At 37.2% G+C, this 17,014-nt stretch carries 13 protein-coding genes and 1 tRNA gene; 13 read left to right on the forward strand and 1 reads right to left on the reverse strand.

Annotated elements, in window-relative coordinates:
- Nucleotides 1–59: 59 nt before the first annotated feature.
- Nucleotides 60–4,316, reverse strand: coding sequence for a 2-hydroxyacyl-CoA dehydratase (locus NHH15_RS04305; protein WP_262065421.1), 4,257 nt, complete (start codon nt 4,314–4,316; stop codon nt 60–62).
- 171 nt (nt 4,317–4,487) lie between these two features.
- Between NHH15_RS04305 and NHH15_RS04310 the strand changes: the two genes are divergently transcribed.
- The 13 genes from NHH15_RS04310 (at nt 4,488) to NHH15_RS04370 (ending at nt 17,012) form a co-directional block, all read left to right on the forward strand.
- Entirely contained in the window at nt 4,488–5,357 is an 870-nt protein-coding gene (locus tag NHH15_RS04310; protein WP_262065422.1) for a diguanylate cyclase, read from the forward strand.
- 20 nt (nt 5,358–5,377) lie between these two features.
- Nucleotides 5,378–6,814, forward strand: a complete 1,437-nt coding sequence (pyk, locus tag NHH15_RS04315; RefSeq protein ID WP_262065423.1) for a pyruvate kinase — start codon at nt 5,378–5,380, stop codon at nt 6,812–6,814.
- 135 nt (nt 6,815–6,949) lie between these two features.
- A complete protein-coding gene (locus NHH15_RS04320; RefSeq protein ID WP_262065424.1) occupies nt 6,950–7,660 on the forward strand; it encodes a TrmB family transcriptional regulator in 711 nt (236 codons plus the stop codon).
- Nucleotide 7,661: 1 nt separating this feature from the next.
- Nucleotides 7,662–8,957, forward strand: coding sequence for a diaminopimelate decarboxylase (locus tag NHH15_RS04325; RefSeq protein ID WP_262065425.1), 1,296 nt, complete (start codon nt 7,662–7,664; stop codon nt 8,955–8,957).
- 75 nt (nt 8,958–9,032) lie between these two features.
- A tRNA-Leu gene (locus tag NHH15_RS04330) sits at nt 9,033–9,115 on the forward strand.
- A 151-nt stretch (nt 9,116–9,266) separates the two neighbouring features.
- Nucleotides 9,267–9,890: a GNAT family N-acetyltransferase gene (locus NHH15_RS04335; RefSeq protein WP_262065426.1), complete on the forward strand. Its 624-nt coding sequence runs from the start codon at nt 9,267–9,269 to the stop codon at nt 9,888–9,890.
- A gap of 68 nt (nt 9,891–9,958) precedes the next feature.
- Nucleotides 9,959–10,375 (forward strand): YbaN family protein, encoded by a 417-nt coding sequence (locus NHH15_RS04340; RefSeq protein ID WP_262065427.1) that lies wholly within the window; start codon nt 9,959–9,961, stop codon nt 10,373–10,375.
- 114 nt (nt 10,376–10,489) lie between these two features.
- Nucleotides 10,490–11,260: an SDR family NAD(P)-dependent oxidoreductase gene (locus NHH15_RS04345; protein WP_330639146.1), complete on the forward strand. Its 771-nt coding sequence runs from the start codon at nt 10,490–10,492 to the stop codon at nt 11,258–11,260.
- 111 nt (nt 11,261–11,371) lie between these two features.
- Nucleotides 11,372–13,918 carry a DNA polymerase I gene (gene polA, locus NHH15_RS04350; protein WP_262065428.1) on the forward strand — a complete coding sequence of 849 codons (2,547 nt, stop codon included), beginning with the start codon at nt 11,372–11,374 and terminating at the stop codon, nt 13,916–13,918.
- Between the two features lie 21 nt (nt 13,919–13,939).
- Complete coding sequence (gene coaE / locus NHH15_RS04355) at nt 13,940–14,530, forward strand: dephospho-CoA kinase (RefSeq protein WP_262065429.1); 591 nt, start codon at nt 13,940–13,942, stop codon at nt 14,528–14,530.
- 12 nt (nt 14,531–14,542) lie between these two features.
- Nucleotides 14,543–15,340: an MBL fold metallo-hydrolase gene (locus tag NHH15_RS04360; protein WP_262065430.1), complete on the forward strand. Its 798-nt coding sequence runs from the start codon at nt 14,543–14,545 to the stop codon at nt 15,338–15,340.
- Between the two features lie 19 nt (nt 15,341–15,359).
- Nucleotides 15,360–15,632, forward strand: a complete 273-nt coding sequence (locus tag NHH15_RS04365) for an ACT domain-containing protein (RefSeq protein WP_262065431.1) — start codon at nt 15,360–15,362, stop codon at nt 15,630–15,632.
- Nucleotides 15,633–15,647: 15 nt separating this feature from the next.
- Nucleotides 15,648–17,012, forward strand: a complete 1,365-nt coding sequence (locus NHH15_RS04370) for a PFL family protein (RefSeq protein WP_262065432.1) — start codon at nt 15,648–15,650, stop codon at nt 17,010–17,012.
- Nucleotides 17,013–17,014 lie beyond the last annotated feature (2 nt).

Raw genomic sequence — 17,014 nt, forward strand, 5'->3', positions numbered from 1 at the left:
AACATATAGAAGACTCCCCAACCAATGCTGAGGCGATGCAGGCATTGGTTGGGGAGTTTCTATGTGTTTGCTTCCTGTGCTTTTAAGTTTTTATTTGCTGTGGAGAGCATTAGTTTTAAACGATTGAGCTGGTTTACTTCGCTGGCTCCCGGATCAAAATCAATTGCCACAACATTGGAGAGAGGATGTCTTCTTCTTAAATCCTTGATTACACCTTTTCCTACGATATGATTCGGTAAGCAGGCAAATGGTTGTGTACAAACGATATTTGGAACATTATTTTCAATCAGTTCCAGCATTTCACCCGTTAAGAACCAGCCTTCACCAGTTTGATTTCCAATGGATACAATTTCCGAGGTCATATCAGCCAACTCTTCAATCTTAGCAGGTGGAGTGAAGTGCTTGCTGTTTTTGTAAGCTTGAGTAGCCGATTTTCGAAGCCATTCAATTGCCTTAATACCGAGATTTCCTGTTCGAGCCTTTGATTTATCAAATCCCAGATGGGAAGATTTAAAGTTTTGGTTATAAAAGCTATATAAAAAGAAATCGATTAAGTCGGGAACAACGGCTTCTGCACCTTCACGCTCCAATAATTCAACCAAATAGTTATTTGCTGCCGGCAAGAATTTTACTAATATTTCGCCAACCACTCCAACGCGGGGTTTCACCTCATCTGTAATAGGAATTTGGTCAAAATCTTCAATGATTTCCTGACACATATGGTTGAACTTTCTTCTGGAAGGATATCTTTTGGAGACAAACTCAATACATTTTTTCTCCCATTTTTCATGAAGAGCATTGACACTTCCAGGTACTTGTTCATATGGACGCATCCGATACGTACATTTCATAAAGATATCTCCAAATACTGCGGCGTACACGAGTCGAATTCCCATAAAAGGTGTGATTTTAAAGCCAGAATTCTTTTCAAGACCACTCAGGTTCATTGAGATTACAGGTATGTGCTCATAACCAGTTTTCTTTAAGGCTCTTCGTATAAATCCGATGTAGTTAGAGGCGCGGCAGCCACCACCAGTTTGGCTGATGATAACAGCAAGGTTATCGGTATCATATTGACCGGAAAGAATAGCCTCCATAATCTGTCCGACAACCATCAACGAAGGATAGCAAGCATCGTTGTTAACGTATTTAAGTCCTACATCAACGGCTTGTTTATTATCATTTGGCAGCACCTGTAAATTATATCCACTTGCCTGAAATGCTGGTTCCAAAAGATTAAAGTGGATAGGAGACATTTGCGGACAAAGAATGGTGTATTTTTGACGCATCTCCTTGGTAAATTCTACTTTTTTAATACCGGAAGGATTTATTTTTCTTTTTCCTTTTCGTTCTTCTCGAACACGAATCGCTGCAAGAAGAGAACGTACGCGAATTCGAGCAGCACCTAAATTACTGACCTCATCAATTTTCAGGGAGGTGTAAATTTTATCGGAACCAATTAAAATATCTGAAACTTCATCCGTTGTTACAGCATCTAAGCCACATCCAAAGGAATTTAATTGAATTAAATCCAAATCATCTCTTGTCTTTACATAGGATGCAGCAGCATAAAGTCTGGAGTGATACATCCATTGATCCATTACATTTAAAGGCCGTTCCACATTTCCCAGATGAGAAATACTGTCTTCTGTTAAAACCGCAATGTCGTAGGAATTAATTAATTGTGGAAGACCGTGATTAATTTCTGGATCAATATGGTAGGGCCGACCTGCCAAAACAATTCCCCGTTGATTGGTCTCTTCAAGATATTTTATGGTTTCCTCGCCCTTACGACACATATCCTGTCTTGCATCTTCCAATTCTTTCCAAGCTTTTGAAACAGCAGTATCGATTTCGTCTTTGGATAGTGTGAAAGCCTCACCCATTTCATCAAATAATCGTTCTGAAATAGTATCAGGGTTTGCTAAGGATAAAAAGAATCCCATGAAATTCACTTCTTTATTGACAATAGCATCAATATTGTTTTTTATATTTTCCGGATAAGAGGTTACAATCGGACAGTTGTAGTTGTTATTTGCATCTTCAAACTCATTTCGTTCATAAGGAATACAAGGATAAAAGATATTCTTAATTCCCTTATCGATAAGCCATTGTACATGGCCATGGGCAAGTTTTGCAGGATAACACTCCGATTCACTGGGAATGGATTCAATACCAAGCTCATAAATTTTCCGGTTTGATAAAGGAGATAGCGTTACCTTAAAACCAAGTTCTGTAAATAATACGTGCCAGAATGGATAATTCTCATACATGTTCAGAACTCTGGGAATTCCTATTTCTCCACGCGTTGCATCCTCATCCGAGAGAGAAGTGTAATCAAAATAGCGCTTTAATTTGTAATCGAAAAGATTTGGAAGTTTGTTCTCAATCTTTTCTTTACCGATTCCTCGTTCACAGCGATTCCCTGTGATGAACTTACGATTTCCACTAAAATGATTAATTGTCAAACGACAATTATTGGTACACTTACGGCATTTTGTCATCGTTGTTGAATATTCCAACTCACGTATGTCCTCAATGGAAAGCATGGTTGTTTCTTTCTCTTCCGTAAAGCGCTCTCTTGCAATCAAAGCCGCACCAAAAGCTCCCATAATACCTGCTATGTCAGGGCGAATTGCTTCACAATTAGATATCATTTCAAAGCTTCTTAAGACAGCATTATTGTAGAAGGTACCACCTTGTACTACGATATGTTGGCCAAGTTCTTTTGCATCCGATACTTTTATAACCTTATAAAGAGCATTCTTAATAACAGAATAAGCAAGGCCGGCAGAAATATCAGAAACATCTGCACCTTCTTTTTGGGCTTGTTTTACCTTGGAATTCATAAACACAGTACATCTTGTACCAAGATCAATAGGGTTCTTTGCAAATAGAGCTTCATGAGCAAAATCCTCTACGGAATAATTCAAGGACTTTGAAAATGTTTCGATAAAAGAACCACAACCGGAAGAGCATGCTTCATTAAGCTGCACAGAGTCCACCGTCTGATTTTTAATCTTGATACACTTCATATCTTGTCCACCGATATCAAGGATACAGTCAACCTGAGGTTCAAAATAAGAAGCAGCATAATAGTGAGAGACTGTTTCTACTTCACCCTCATCCAATAGAAGAGCAGACTTAATTAAAGCCTCCCCATAACCAGTCGAACAGGAATAGGCGATTTTGGTATCTTGACCTATATGATCATAAATTTCTTTAATTGCTTCAATTGTAGTCCCAAGAGGGTCTCCTTCATTTCCCTTATAGAAAGAGTATAAAAGAGTTCCATCTTCGCCAACAAGTGCAGCTTTTGTTGTCGTTGATCCAGCATCGATTCCAAGAAATACATTTCCCTTGTAAGAAGCAAGATCCTTTACAGGAACCTGATGTTTTTCATGACGTGCTATAAAAGCATGGTATTCATCCTCAGTTTGAAAGAGAGGATCAAGGCGATCCACTTCAAATTCCATTTTAATTCGTCCGGCAAGGCGTTCTTGCATTTCAATCAGAGGAACGGAGGTTTTTTCGTCTGCATTCATAGCCGAACCAATGGCTGCAAAAAGATGAGAGTGTATTGGTGCAATAATATGCTCATCATCCAGTTTTAGCGTACGGACAAAGGCCTCTTTTAGTTCGGATAAAAAGTGGAGAGGACCACCAAGAAATGCCACGTGTCCTCTTATAGGCTTCCCACATGCCAGGCCGCTGATGGTTTGATTCACTACTGCTTGAAAAATAGAAGCAGCTAAATCTTCTTTTGCAGCGCCTTCATTAATAAGGGGCTGAATATCTGATTTGGCAAAAACACCACATCTTGCAGCAATAGAATAAAGTGCCGAGTAATCTTTTGCATATTCATTTAAACCGGAGGCATCTGTCTGTAAAAGAGATGCCATTTGATCAATGAATGAGCCTGTTCCACCGGCACAAACCCCATTCATTCTCTGCTCTACATTTCCACCTTCAAAGTAAATGATTTTCGCATCTTCTCCACCCAGTTCAATAGCCACATCTGTTTGAGGTGCATAGTCCGATAGTGCTGCAGACACAGCGATAACCTCTTGTACAAATGGAACATTTAAATGCTTGGCAAGAGTAAGTCCACCTGACCCTGTAATAACTGGCGAAACGTTTATAGAGCCCAACTTATAAACTGCTCGTCCTAATAAATCCGACAAAGTCTCTTGTATATTTGCAAAATGACGCTCATAATCAGAAAATAAAATCTCGTTTTCTTTATTTATAATCGCAATTTTCACTGTTGTGGAACCAATATCGATTCCTAAAGCATATGTATTATGCTGATTCATATATTATCTCCTAACGTAATTAAAACTTTTTGGTTTCTTCCTATTAAAAGAAGGAAAGACAATCTAATGTATTATACACCAATTATTTTAAAAAAACAAACACTCCATAATTTGACAAAAGAGAGGCCTTAGATTAGAATGTTTAAGAAAGAAAGTAAGAGGTTGATAGACATGAATTGGTTAAACAAATTAGAAAGAAAGTTTGGCAGGTATGCAATTCCAAATCTTATGATGTACATCATAATTCTATACGCAGCGGGGTTTTTGATTTATTTTATGAACCCTGATTTTTATACAATGTATTTGAGTTTAGATGCTGCAGCAATATTAAGAGGACAAATATGGCGTGTAATTACATTTATTATGATGCCACCTTCCTACAATATACTATTCTTCCTAATTTCCCTGAATCTGTACTATGTTATTGGAAGACAGGTTGAGATGACATGGGGTGCATTCCGCTTTAATGTGTATATATTCTTGGGTATTATCCTACATGTCTTAGCGGCATTGATTACTTATGCGTTCACTGGTTTAAATCTGCACCTGGGAACAACGTATCTAAATCTTTCATTGTTTTTGGCTTTTGCAATGTTATATCCAGACACAGAACTTTTACTGTTTTTTGTGATACCGGTAAAAATAAAGTGGTTAGCTCTTGTAGATGGATTATTTTTCCTCTATGCAATATTGCAGGCATTTTTACCTGCATATGGAGGAGCTTATAATGGAATTTATTATAAGGCAAATGCTTTGGCAGCATTTATATCACTCTTAAATTTCTTGCTTTTCTTCCTTACAACAAGAGGACATGGGAAATTATCACCCAAAATGACAAGACAAAGAAATGAATATCGAAAAAAGATGAAACAGGCGAAAGACAGAAATGTTATTTACCCAAATGGTGCAAGGCATAAGTGTGCTGTTTGTGGTCGAACCGAATTGGATGATCCCAATTTGGAATTCAGATATTGTTCAAAATGTAAAGGCAGTTATGAATACTGCCAAGAACATTTATTTACACATAATCATGTGCAATAGACAAGGAGAAATTTTAAAGTATGAAGAAAACAAAAATCATTTGTACCATGGGACCAAACACGAATGATCCCAAATTAATGAGAGAACTGGTAAAACGAGGTATGGACATAGCAAGGTTTAACTTTTCTCATGGAGATTACGAAGAACAGAAATCTCGTATGGATTTATTGAAAAAAATTCGTGACGAGGAAAACGTTCCAGTCGCAATTCTTTTGGATACAAAGGGACCGGAGATCAGAACCGGTATGTTGAAAGACGGAAAAAAAGTCAAGCTGAAAACAGGGGATAAATTTATCTTAACCACTGATATTGTAGAAGGATCTAAGGATAAGGTAAGTATTAGTTATACAGGATTAAAAGATGATGTAGAAGTTGGAAATGTAATATTAATAGATGATGGATTAATTGGACTTAACGTAGAAAGTGTGACAGGAAATGACATTGTCTGTAGTGTTACAAACGGCGGGGAACTAGGAGAGAAGAAAGGTGTAAACATACCGAATGTACCCGTCCGCCTGCCAGCCATTACCGAAAAAGATAAGGATGATATCCGTTTTGGAGTAGAACAAGGCATTGATTTCATTGCAGCTTCATTTGTACGAAATGCTGAATGTATTCTTGAAATACGTGCTTATTTAAATGAATTGGATGCGCCTTTCACACCAATCATTGCAAAGATTGAAAATGCAGAAGGTATTAAAAATATAGAAGAAATCGTAAGAAGCTCTGATGGCGTCATGATAGCAAGAGGAGATCTTGGAGTTGAGATTCCAGCAGAAGAGGTTCCTTATTTGCAAAAGATGATTATCGAAAAATGCAGTGAAAATTACAGACCGGTTATTACGGCAACACAGATGTTAGATTCTATGATCCGTAATCCCCGTCCTACCAGAGCAGAGGTAACGGATGTGGCTACCGCTGTTTATGATGGAACAGATGCCGTTATGCTTTCAGGTGAAACGGCTCAAGGAAAGTATCCAATAGAGGCTCTTGATATGATGGTACATATCGTAAAAGACACAGAACAGCATCTGGATTATGAAGAGTTTTTGTATAAGAGAAAAGACCTCCATATGAAGAGTATTTCCAGTGCAATAGGACATGCTTCCGTTAATACTGCATATAATATTCAGGCAAAGTGTCTGGTGACTCCAACTGTATCTGGGGCGACTGCAAGAGTTGTATCAAAGTTTAAACCCAAAACTCAAATTTATGGTTTAAGCCCAGATGAAAGAACACTTCGTAGAATGCAGATGTACTGGGGAGTATATCCTCTTCGAACAATGGAATACAATTCAACGGAAGAAGTCTGCAGCGGTGTGTTAGACCTTGTGCGTGCAAAATCTTTAGTTGAAATAGGTGATGTTGTTGTCATTACTGCGGGTATTCCACCTACAAGAGTGCAAGCACGTTCCAGCACTTCAAGCAATACGATGAGAATTGCCGTTGTAGAATAAAAGACAAATATTTTAGACAAGATTTCATCTTTTTGAAATCTTGTCTTTTTATACGTTTTGATAATTATAGCTCTTGACAAAATCCCAAAAAAGGAGTAAGGTGTTCCTGTACAAAACTACGTTGGAGGTGATGGTGTGTATACCACAAAATTTGTAGAAAGTTTAATGCAATTCGGTTTAACAAGACAAGAGTCTTTGGTTTATCAATGCTTAATTACGGAAGGGACAATTTCCGGGTATGAAGTAGCAAAGCAATTAGGTATTTCTCGGTCAAACGCTTATAATTCTCTTGCGTCTTTAGCGGAAAAAGGCGGTGCTTATACAGTTGAAGAGGGTAGCACTAAAAAATACGTTCCGGTTGAGTTAAGAGAATTTACAAGAAATCATATTCGTGAGATAGAAGATGCCAGAATGTGGCTGATTAGTCATATGCCAGAACAAAAAGAAGTATCCGAAGGTTATATTACTATTGAAGGAGAGAATAACATCTTAAATAAGCTCAAGAATCTTTTAAAGAGCACAAAGGAGCATGCATATTTATCCTGTACCAGGAGTTACCTTCTTTATTTTGTAAGAGAACTAAGAGAGCTAAGTGAACAAGGAAAAAAAGTTGTGATTTTAACGGATCAGGCAGTCTCCGTTGAAGATTTTAAAGTATATTTCAGCGAAGATAGAGGAACAAGCATTGGCCTGATTATTGATTCCCAATATGCGATTACAGGAGAATATGGTGAGGGGAGTCAAAATACTTGCTTGTATTCCGGGCAAAAAGTATTTGTTGAGTTGTTTAAAAATGCCCTGGGAAATGAAATTAAATTATTATCATTAAATGAGGAGAGTTATTAAAATGGAGAAAAAAACATTTGTAACAAAAGAGCAAGTTGAAGAAATTGTTAAATCATATCCTACACCCTTTCATCTTTATGACGAAAAAGGGATACGGGAAAATATAAAGGCCTTAAGAGATGCTTTTTCCTGGAATAATGGATTTAAGGAATATTTTGCAGTAAAAGCGACCCCAAATCCATTTTTAATAAATATATTAAGAGAGTATGGCTGCGGCTGTGATTGCTCTTCTTATACAGAGCTGATGCTTTCAGAAGCGATTGGAGCTATAGGGAAAGATATCATGTTTTCTTCTAATGATACACCGATGGAAGAATACGTATATGCCAATCAATTAGGTGCAATCATTAATTTAGATGACATTACTCATATTGATTTTCTCGAGGAGGCGATTGGTACGTTTCCAGAAACGATGAGTTGTCGTTATAATCCAGGTGGACTCTTTAAAATCTCCAATGATATCATGGACAATCCAGGAGATTCTAAATATGGACTTACAACAGAACAGCTTTATGAAGCTTTTAAGATTTTAAAATCAAAAGGTGTAAAAGAGTTTGGTATTCACGCATTCTTAGCAAGTAATACCGTTACAAATGAATATTATCCTACTCTTGCTAAAGTACTCTTCGAGCTTGCTGTGGATTTGCAGAAAGAAACAGGGGTTCACATCAAGTTCATTAACCTTTCTGGGGGAATCGGAATACCTTATCAGCCTGGTCAAGAAGGTAATGATATTAAAGTGATAGGAGAAGGAGTCCGTAAAGTCTATGAAGAAGTTTTAACTGCTGCCGGTATGGGAGATGTTGCCATCTATACAGAGCTTGGTCGATTTATGATGGGTCCTTATGGCTGCCTGGTAACAAAAGCAATTCACGAAAAACACACGTATAAAGAATATATTGGTGTTGATGCTTGCGCAGTGAATTTAATGCGCCCTGCTATGTATGGCGCTTACCACCATATTACTGTATTAGGAAAAGAAGAAGAACCCCGGGATTATCAGTATGATGTAACGGGTTCACTATGCGAAAACAATGATAAATTTGCTATTGATCGCATGCTTCCAAAAGTAGAAATGGGTGACTATATGGTGATTCATGATACTGGAGCACATGGTTTTGCCATGGGATATAACTATAATGGAAAATTGAAATCTGCTGAGTTACTTTTAAAAGAAGACGGAAATGTTGAATTAATACGAAGAGCAGAAAAGCCAATGGATTACTATGCAACTTTTGATTTTTCGGATTTCCACAAGAAAATAAAAGAGATAAGCGAGAGAGAGTCAAAAATCTAAAACCATTGCAAAAATTTTGCTTGTAAATTATCAAATCATATGATATTATAGTTTCTGGCTGACAAAGCCAGATGCGCGGATGTGGCGGAATGGCAGACGCACAAGACTCAAAATCTTGCGTAGGTGACTACGTGAGGGTTCAAGTCCCTCCATCCGCAGTATAATAGAAATGCTCCAACCTTGTATATTAGGTTGGGGCATTTTTGTAATACAGAATATTAAAATTGAGTGAATTGAAATAATCGAATGAGTATGATAGAATAGTTAGTTGTAGATAACTATTCTGTTGTATAAAATTCGAGGTGTTAAATGTATAGAATTAGAAGTTATAAGGAAAAAGATTTAAAGGACTGTACAAAGTGCTTTTATGAAGGCTTTTTTGAATCGAAAGCAGAAGAAAGGGATTGGCTTTTATTAAAAGACTATACTCAGGTCATGTTGGAAAAAAGCAATTTTAATCTGGTCGCTGAAAAGGATGGAATGGTAGTAGGTTTCGTAAGTGGAATCTATAACAAATCATTCAATAAAAAACTGGCCAAAACTTATGAACAAAAACAACATTATGGTGCTTTTATAAAACTAAGCCTAAAATTCTATTTAAAGAGATACAATACGTCTCCTGATTTCAAAAAAGAGTTTGAACTATTCTTTCAAAAAATGATGGAACGAGAACCTTCAACATTCGGTTACTGCGATTGTGAACTAGCCGCTTTGTCTTCAAGAAAAGATTATAGAAAAGGATTAGGAACCGCCCTTGTAAATGGAATGGTAGAGAAATGCACTCACGAGAAAGTCAAAAATATACGTTTATTTACGAATACAGATGCTTCCTACAAGTTTTATGACAAATACGGACTTACGAAAATATATGAAAAACCTTATTCCTTTGATGAAAGACAAGGAAAATCTATGATATATGAATTGCTTCTCTAACAGGGTGCTTTAATTGACGTTCCATTTTAGATATGGTATAAGAATAGAATAAAAGGGAGGGATTATCGATGAAACAGGGTCCACTTAAAATTTTCTGGATTACTTTAGGATTAATTAGCTTGGGCGTTGGAATAATTGGTGCGATTCTTCCTTTACTTCCAAGCTTTCCTTTTTTAATGCTTACCTTATTCAGTTTTGCAAAAAGCTCAGAAAAACTACACAGCTGGTTTCTTGGCACCAAAATTTATAAAGAGAATCTTGAATCTTATGTTGTAAGTAAATCTATGAAGATGAGTACCAAGATTAGAATTATTTTTACCGTTACAGTCGTTATGGGGTTTGGCTTTTATATGATGGATAAAGTTCCTGTTGGCAGAATTGTTCTTGGATTCGTGTGGGTTTTTCATGTCCTGTATTTTATCTTTGGTGTAAAAACATTAAAGCATGAAAATAGAAAGAGCAAAGAAGAAATACGTTATGATTAAAATTCTTTAATGAATCTACCATGATATGATACAATGAATTTAACAACCTGAGTATATTCTCTTTTGAACAAAGGAGTATACTCCTAATTCATATTAAAAGGGAGGTTTTAAACTATGATGTATGATTTAAAAGGTAAGGTAGCAGTTATAACTGGAGCTTCTAGCGGTCTTGGGGCTGACGCAGCTAGAGGTTACGCCAAAGAAGGAGCCAATGTAGCTCTTTTAGCAAGGAGAGTCGAAAAACTAGAGGCTCTAGCAGAAGAATTAAAAGCATTCAACGTTGATGTTTTCATTCACTCCTGCGATGTTACAGATGAAGAGAGTGTAAAAACTGCAATGGAAGCAGTACATAGTCACTTTAAAAGAGTGGATATTCTCCTAAACAATGCCGGGATTGCAGTAAGAGGTGGTGTCCACGACATGTCAGTGGAAGACTGGGACAAATCTCTGAACACAAACTTGAAAGGAATTTTCTTGTCTTCAAAATATGTAATTCCTTATATGATGGAGCAAGAGTATGGGAAAATTGTGAATATTGCATCTATAAATGCTGTGATTGCAGATAAGCAGGATGTATTTATTCGTCACTCATACAATGCATCCAAAAGCGGAGTATTGGGAATTACAAAAGGAATGGCGGCATCCTACGGAAAATACAATATCACAGTTAATGCTGTAGGACCAGGATTATTTGAATCAGAAATGACGGAGAATACTTTATTTAAATCTTCTGATTTCCTAAACGGATACAATTATCAATGCCCTATGGGAAGACCAGGAAAAAGAGGAGAATTAAACGGTGTGATTTTATTCTTTTCAAGCGAAATGTCCAGTTATGTAAGCGGACAATTTGTAATTGTAGACGGCGGAACAAGTATTGTATAAAAAAGTGTTGGATCATGAAAGAGGTTGCTAAAATAGTAACCTCTTTTATTTGGTATCTTTATTCAGGATATGATATACTTAACGTGTATGTAATAAAGAAAGGAAGACACTATGAAGGATAAGATATTATTAGTTGACGGCCATAGTATATTGAATCGGGCTTTTTATGGTCTGCCAGACCTTACAAATGCTGAAGGGTTACACACAAATGCAATATACGGTTTTTTGACAATGCTTTTTAAAGTCATGGACGAAGAAAAACCAGATTATTTAACGGTAGCATTCGATGTATCAGCAAAAACTTTTCGGCACGAGATGTTTAAAGAATATAAAGGCACAAGAAAACCCATGGCAGATGAACTGAGGGAACAAGTTCCTATTATGAAGGAAGTTTTAACTGCTATGGGTATTACCATTATTGAAAAAGAAGGTCTTGAAGCAGATGATATCTTAGGAACCTTATCTGTCAAATGTGAATCTCAGGATTTCGATGTGGTAATTCTGTCTGGAGACCGAGATTTGTTACAGTTAGCAACAAAGCGCGTGAAAATTCGTATTCCGAAAACCAGCAAAGGAAAAACAGAAGTATATACCTACTATGATGAAGATGTAGTAGCCCAATATCACGTTACACCAGACGAATTTATCGACGTAAAAGCGTTGATGGGAGACTCTTCTGATAATATACCTGGTGTCCCTAGCATTGGTGAAAAAACAGCCACAAAAATTATTGTAGAATATAAAAGCATTGAGAATGCATATGCACATATTGAGGAGCTCAAGCCCCCAAGAGCTGCAAATGCATTAAAAGAACATTATGACTTAGCAACACTAAGTAAAGAATTGGCAACCATCGAAAAAAATGGAGATTTTCCCTTTGAATTAAGTGAAGCCAAACTTGAAAATATCTTTACAAAGGAAGCCTATGAATGGTTTCAAAAACTGGAGTTTAAAAATCTTTTTTCTAAGTTCGAGGAGGAAGACAAAGAAAACTCTCATGATATAAACCTTAAAGTTGTAGAAGACAAGAAAAAAGCCCTTGAAATCTTTGATGCAGCGAAGAAGGTACCTCTCGTTGGTTTTGCATTGAAAGAAAACTATGGAATCAGCCTGTGCTACAATGAGCAAACCTATGTAATTTTAGGGGATTATAAAGATGAGGTCGAAAAATTATTTTCTTCCCCAACCCAAATAGGTGCTTTTCAGATAAAAGATATCTCAAAAGAGCTTGTAATCCACACATCCTCAAATCTTTTCGACGGCATTATTGCTGCATATTTGATGAATCCATTGAAAAACGACTATACCTACAAAGATGTGGCGAGAGAACAATTAAATCTTATGTTAGACGAGATGGAACCGCAAAAAGATTTGGGTTATGAGGCATACACGGCATTCCACAGCCAGCCAATTCTGGAAGCAAATTTAAAGCAAAGTAATATGTACGAGCTTTTCACCAATCTGGAAATGCCCTTGGTTCTCACCTTGGATCGTATGGAAAAAGCAGGTGTGATGGTAGATGCAAAAGAGTTGGAAGAGTATGGAAACGAATTACAAAAAAGTATATCCCTGTTGGAAACAGATATTTATAAAGAAGCCGGGGAAGAATTTAATATAAATTCACCTAAACAGTTGGGAGTTGTTTTGTTTGAAAACTTAGGACTTCCTCATGGAAAGAAAACAAAAACCGGTTATTCAACCGCTGCCGATGTTCTGGAAAAACTAGCAAAAGAATTTCCAATAGTAGACAAAATATTAGAATATCGTCAATTAACAAAACTAAAATCTACATACGCAGATGGGTTAGCCCACTTTATAGGTACAGATGGTCGGATTCACGGCAAATTCCATCAAACGATTACTGCAACCGGACGTTTAAGCAGTACCGAACCTAATCTTCAAAACATCCCCATCCGTATGGAGCTTGGACGAAGAATTCGAAAAGTCTTCAAAGCAAAAGAAGACTACGTCTTTGTAGATGCCGATTATTCACAGATCGAATTACGAATACTGGCAGTTTTGTCCAAGGATGAAAACCTTATAAAAGCCTATCAAGATCAAAGTGATATTCATAGAATCACGGCCTCTAATGTTTTCAATGTTCCCTTTGATGAAGTAACACCTTTGCAACGAAGAAATGCGAAAGCAGTGAACTTTGGAATCGTATATGGTATCAGCTCCTTTGGTTTAAGCCAAGATTTAAGTATTACGAGAAAAGAAGCGGAAACCTATATTGAAAATTATTTCAAAACCTATCCTGGCATTAAAAAGTTTTTGGATACACAAGTGGAACAAGCCAAAGAAAATGGATATGTTACGACTCTGTATCACAGGAGAAGGCCAGTTCCAGAGTTGTCTTCAAGCAACTATATGCAAAGATCCTTTGGAGAACGAGTTGCTATGAATGCACCGATTCAGGGGACGGCAGCCGACATTATGAAAATGGCAATGAATCAAGTAAGTGATGAACTGGAAAAACAAAATTTAAAATCAAAGCTTGTTTTACAAGTTCATGATGAGCTTTTAATTGAGACCCATAAAGACGAAGTTCAAAAAGTAAAGGAAATACTGGTCAACCACATGGAGAAAGTTGTGGATTTAAGTGTTCCTTTAGAAATTGATATACACGTGGGTGAAAACTGGTACGAAGCAAAATAAGCGGAAGGAAGGTAGACTATTATGATGGTGATTGGCATAACAGGAGGAATTGGTTCCGGAAAATCAGATGTACTGGAGTATCTACACGATCAATACGGAGCAACTATTGTAAAGGCAGATGAAGTGGCCAAGAAACTACAAAAAAAAGGAACAGACCAATTTCAACAGATTGTTGAACTATTTGGCGCGGATGTTCTGGATGGACGCGGCGCGTTAGACCGTAAGAAACTATCGCAAATTGTTTTTTCCAATAATGACAAACTTCTAAAACTAAACCAAATCATGCACCCCGGTGTAAAAACAGAGGTTAAGCGTATGATTGAAAAGGAAGAAAAGAAGGGAACAAACTTCTTTTTTATTGAAGCTGCCCTTTTGCTTGAAGATCATTATGAAGAAATATGTGAAGAAATCTGGTATATCTATGTGGAAGATGATATACGCATGCAGCGGCTTAAATATGCGCGGGGATACAGCTCTGAGAAAGCTATGAGCATTATGAAAAACCAAGAATCTAAGGATGCCTTTTTCAAAAATTGTGACCGTGTAATTGATAATAACAGTACATTTTTAGAAACCACCGAGCAAGTGGATGACATAATGAAAACATTATAGGAGTATAAATAGATGAGACTTTGCAGTATCGCCAGTGGAAGCAGTGGCAATTGTGTTTATGTGGGAAATGAAAATACACATCTCCTAGTAGATACGGGAATCAGTAAAAAAAGGATAGAAGAAGGCTTAAATGAACTGGAGATCAAAGGGGATGAAATCAACGGAATACTAGTGACTCACGAACATATTGATCATATACAAGGGCTTGGCGTTTACAGTAGAAAATATGGAGTACCTATTTATGGGACAAAAGGAACTCTGCAAGGGATTTCCTGCTGCAAAAGTCTGGGGAAAATGCCGGAAGGTCTTCTTAATGAAATCGAAACAGACAAGTCCTTTTCACTTGGAAACTTAGAGATACACCCCTTTGCGATTTCTCATGATGCAATGGAGCCTTGTGGATACCGGGTTGAAAGTGGAAATAAAAAAGTGGCTATCGCTACAGACCTTGGAAAATATGATGATTACATCGTTCATGCACTAACAGATTTGGATGCGATTTTATTAGAGGCAAACCACGACACTCATATGCTGGAATTAGGACCATATCCCTATCCCTTGAAGCGTCGGGTTTTAGGAGACAAAGGGCATTTATCGAATGAATTGTCAGGAAGATTGCTTTGTGATATACTACATGATAAAATGCAGTGCATAGTTCTTGGTCATCTAAGCAAAGAAAATAATTATGAAGAATTAGCCTATGAAACTGTGAAGCTTGAAATAAGCATGGGAGATAATCCTTATAAAGGTGAGGACTTTCCTTTAATGGTAGCAAAGCGAAACTGTGTTTCAGAGATAATATCGATATAGTTTTTAAGGAGAAAAGATAATGAAAAAATGTGTATTAACAGTGGTAGGAAAAGACAGAGTTGGTATTATTGCTAAAGTTTGTAATTATTTAGCAGATGCAAACATAAACATTCTAGATATCAGCCAGACAATTGTAGATGGATACTTTAACATGATGGCAATTGTAGATGCAGGCAATGCAACAAAAGATATCGCAATTGTAAACAGTGAGTTAGAAGAAATTGGATTATCAATCGGTGTAAGCATTCGTTGCCAAAGAGAAGAAATTTTCGAAAAAATGCATAGAATATAGGAAGGATAACCGAGAATGATTAATATATATGAAGTAAATGAAACTTTACAGATGATAGAAAACGAAAATCTGGATGTACGTACCATTACTCTTGGAATTAGTCTTATGGATTGTATTGATTCTGACTTAGAAAAGGTCAAATCAAACATTTATAACAAGATAACTACCATGGCAAAGGATTTGGTACGTGTGGGAGACGAGATTGGAAAAGAATTTGGCGTTCCTATTGTAAATAAAAGAATTTCTGTTACGCCAATCGGTTTGATTGGCGGTTCTGCTTGTAAAAGCGAAGAGGACTTTGTAGAAATTGCGAAAGTATTAGATACCTGTGCCCAGGAAGTGGGAGTAAACTTTATTGGAGGTTATTCCGCATTAGTATCCAAAGCGATGACGAGAAGCGATGAACTTTTGATTCACTCCATTCCAAAAGCACTTTCTTGTACCGCAAGAGTATGCAGCTCAATTAATGTTGGTTCTACCAGAACCGGTATCAATATGGATGCAGTACGTCTATGTGGTGAAATCGTAAAGGAAACAGCAGAGGCATCAAAAGATCAAGATTCTCTTGGATGTGCAAAATTGGTTATCTTTTGCAATGCCCCAGATGATAATCCATTTATGGCAGGTGCATTTTTAGGTGTAACAGAAGGAGATGCAGTCATAAATGTTGGTGTCAGTGGTCCGGGAGTGGTGAAAAAAGCCCTCGAAAAAGTGCGTGGAGAAGGTTTTGAAGTTCTCTGTGAAACCATTAAGAAAACGGCTTTTAAAGTAACACGAGTGGGACAGCTTGTTGCAGAAAAAGCATCAAAACGTCTTGGGGTTCCTTTTGGAATCGTTGATTTGTCCTTGGCTCCTACTCCAGCAATTGGTGATAGTGTTGCTGAGATATTAGAAGAGATTGGATTGGAAAGAGTCGGCGCTCCTGGTACAACAGCAGCACTTGCTCTGTTAAATGATCAAGTTAAAAAAGGTGGAGTTATGGCTTCTTCCTATGTGGGCGGGTTAAGCGGTGCATTCATTCCCGTCAGCGAAGATCAGGGGATGATAGATGCAGTCAATGCCGGTGCACTTACCTTGGAAAAACTAGAGGCTATGACCTGTGTTTGTTCTGTAGGTCTCGACATGATTGCCATCCCAGGTAAGACAAAACCCCAGACAATATCTGGGATTATTGCCGATGAAATGGCAATTGGTATGATAAATCAAAAAACAACTGCCGTTCGATTAATTCCGGTCATTGGAAAAGATGTGGGAGAAATTGTTGAATTTGGTGGACTATTAGGCTATGCACCAATTATGCCAGTCAATGAATTTGATTGCAGCAAATTAGTTGAAAGAAAAGGTAGAATACCAGCTCCGATCCACAGCTTTAAAAATTAATC

Origin of the sequence: Aequitasia blattaphilus, from assembly GCF_024721305.1 — a bacterium.
GTDB classification, from domain to species: domain Bacteria; phylum Bacillota; class Clostridia; order Lachnospirales; family Lachnospiraceae; genus Aequitasia; species Aequitasia blattaphila.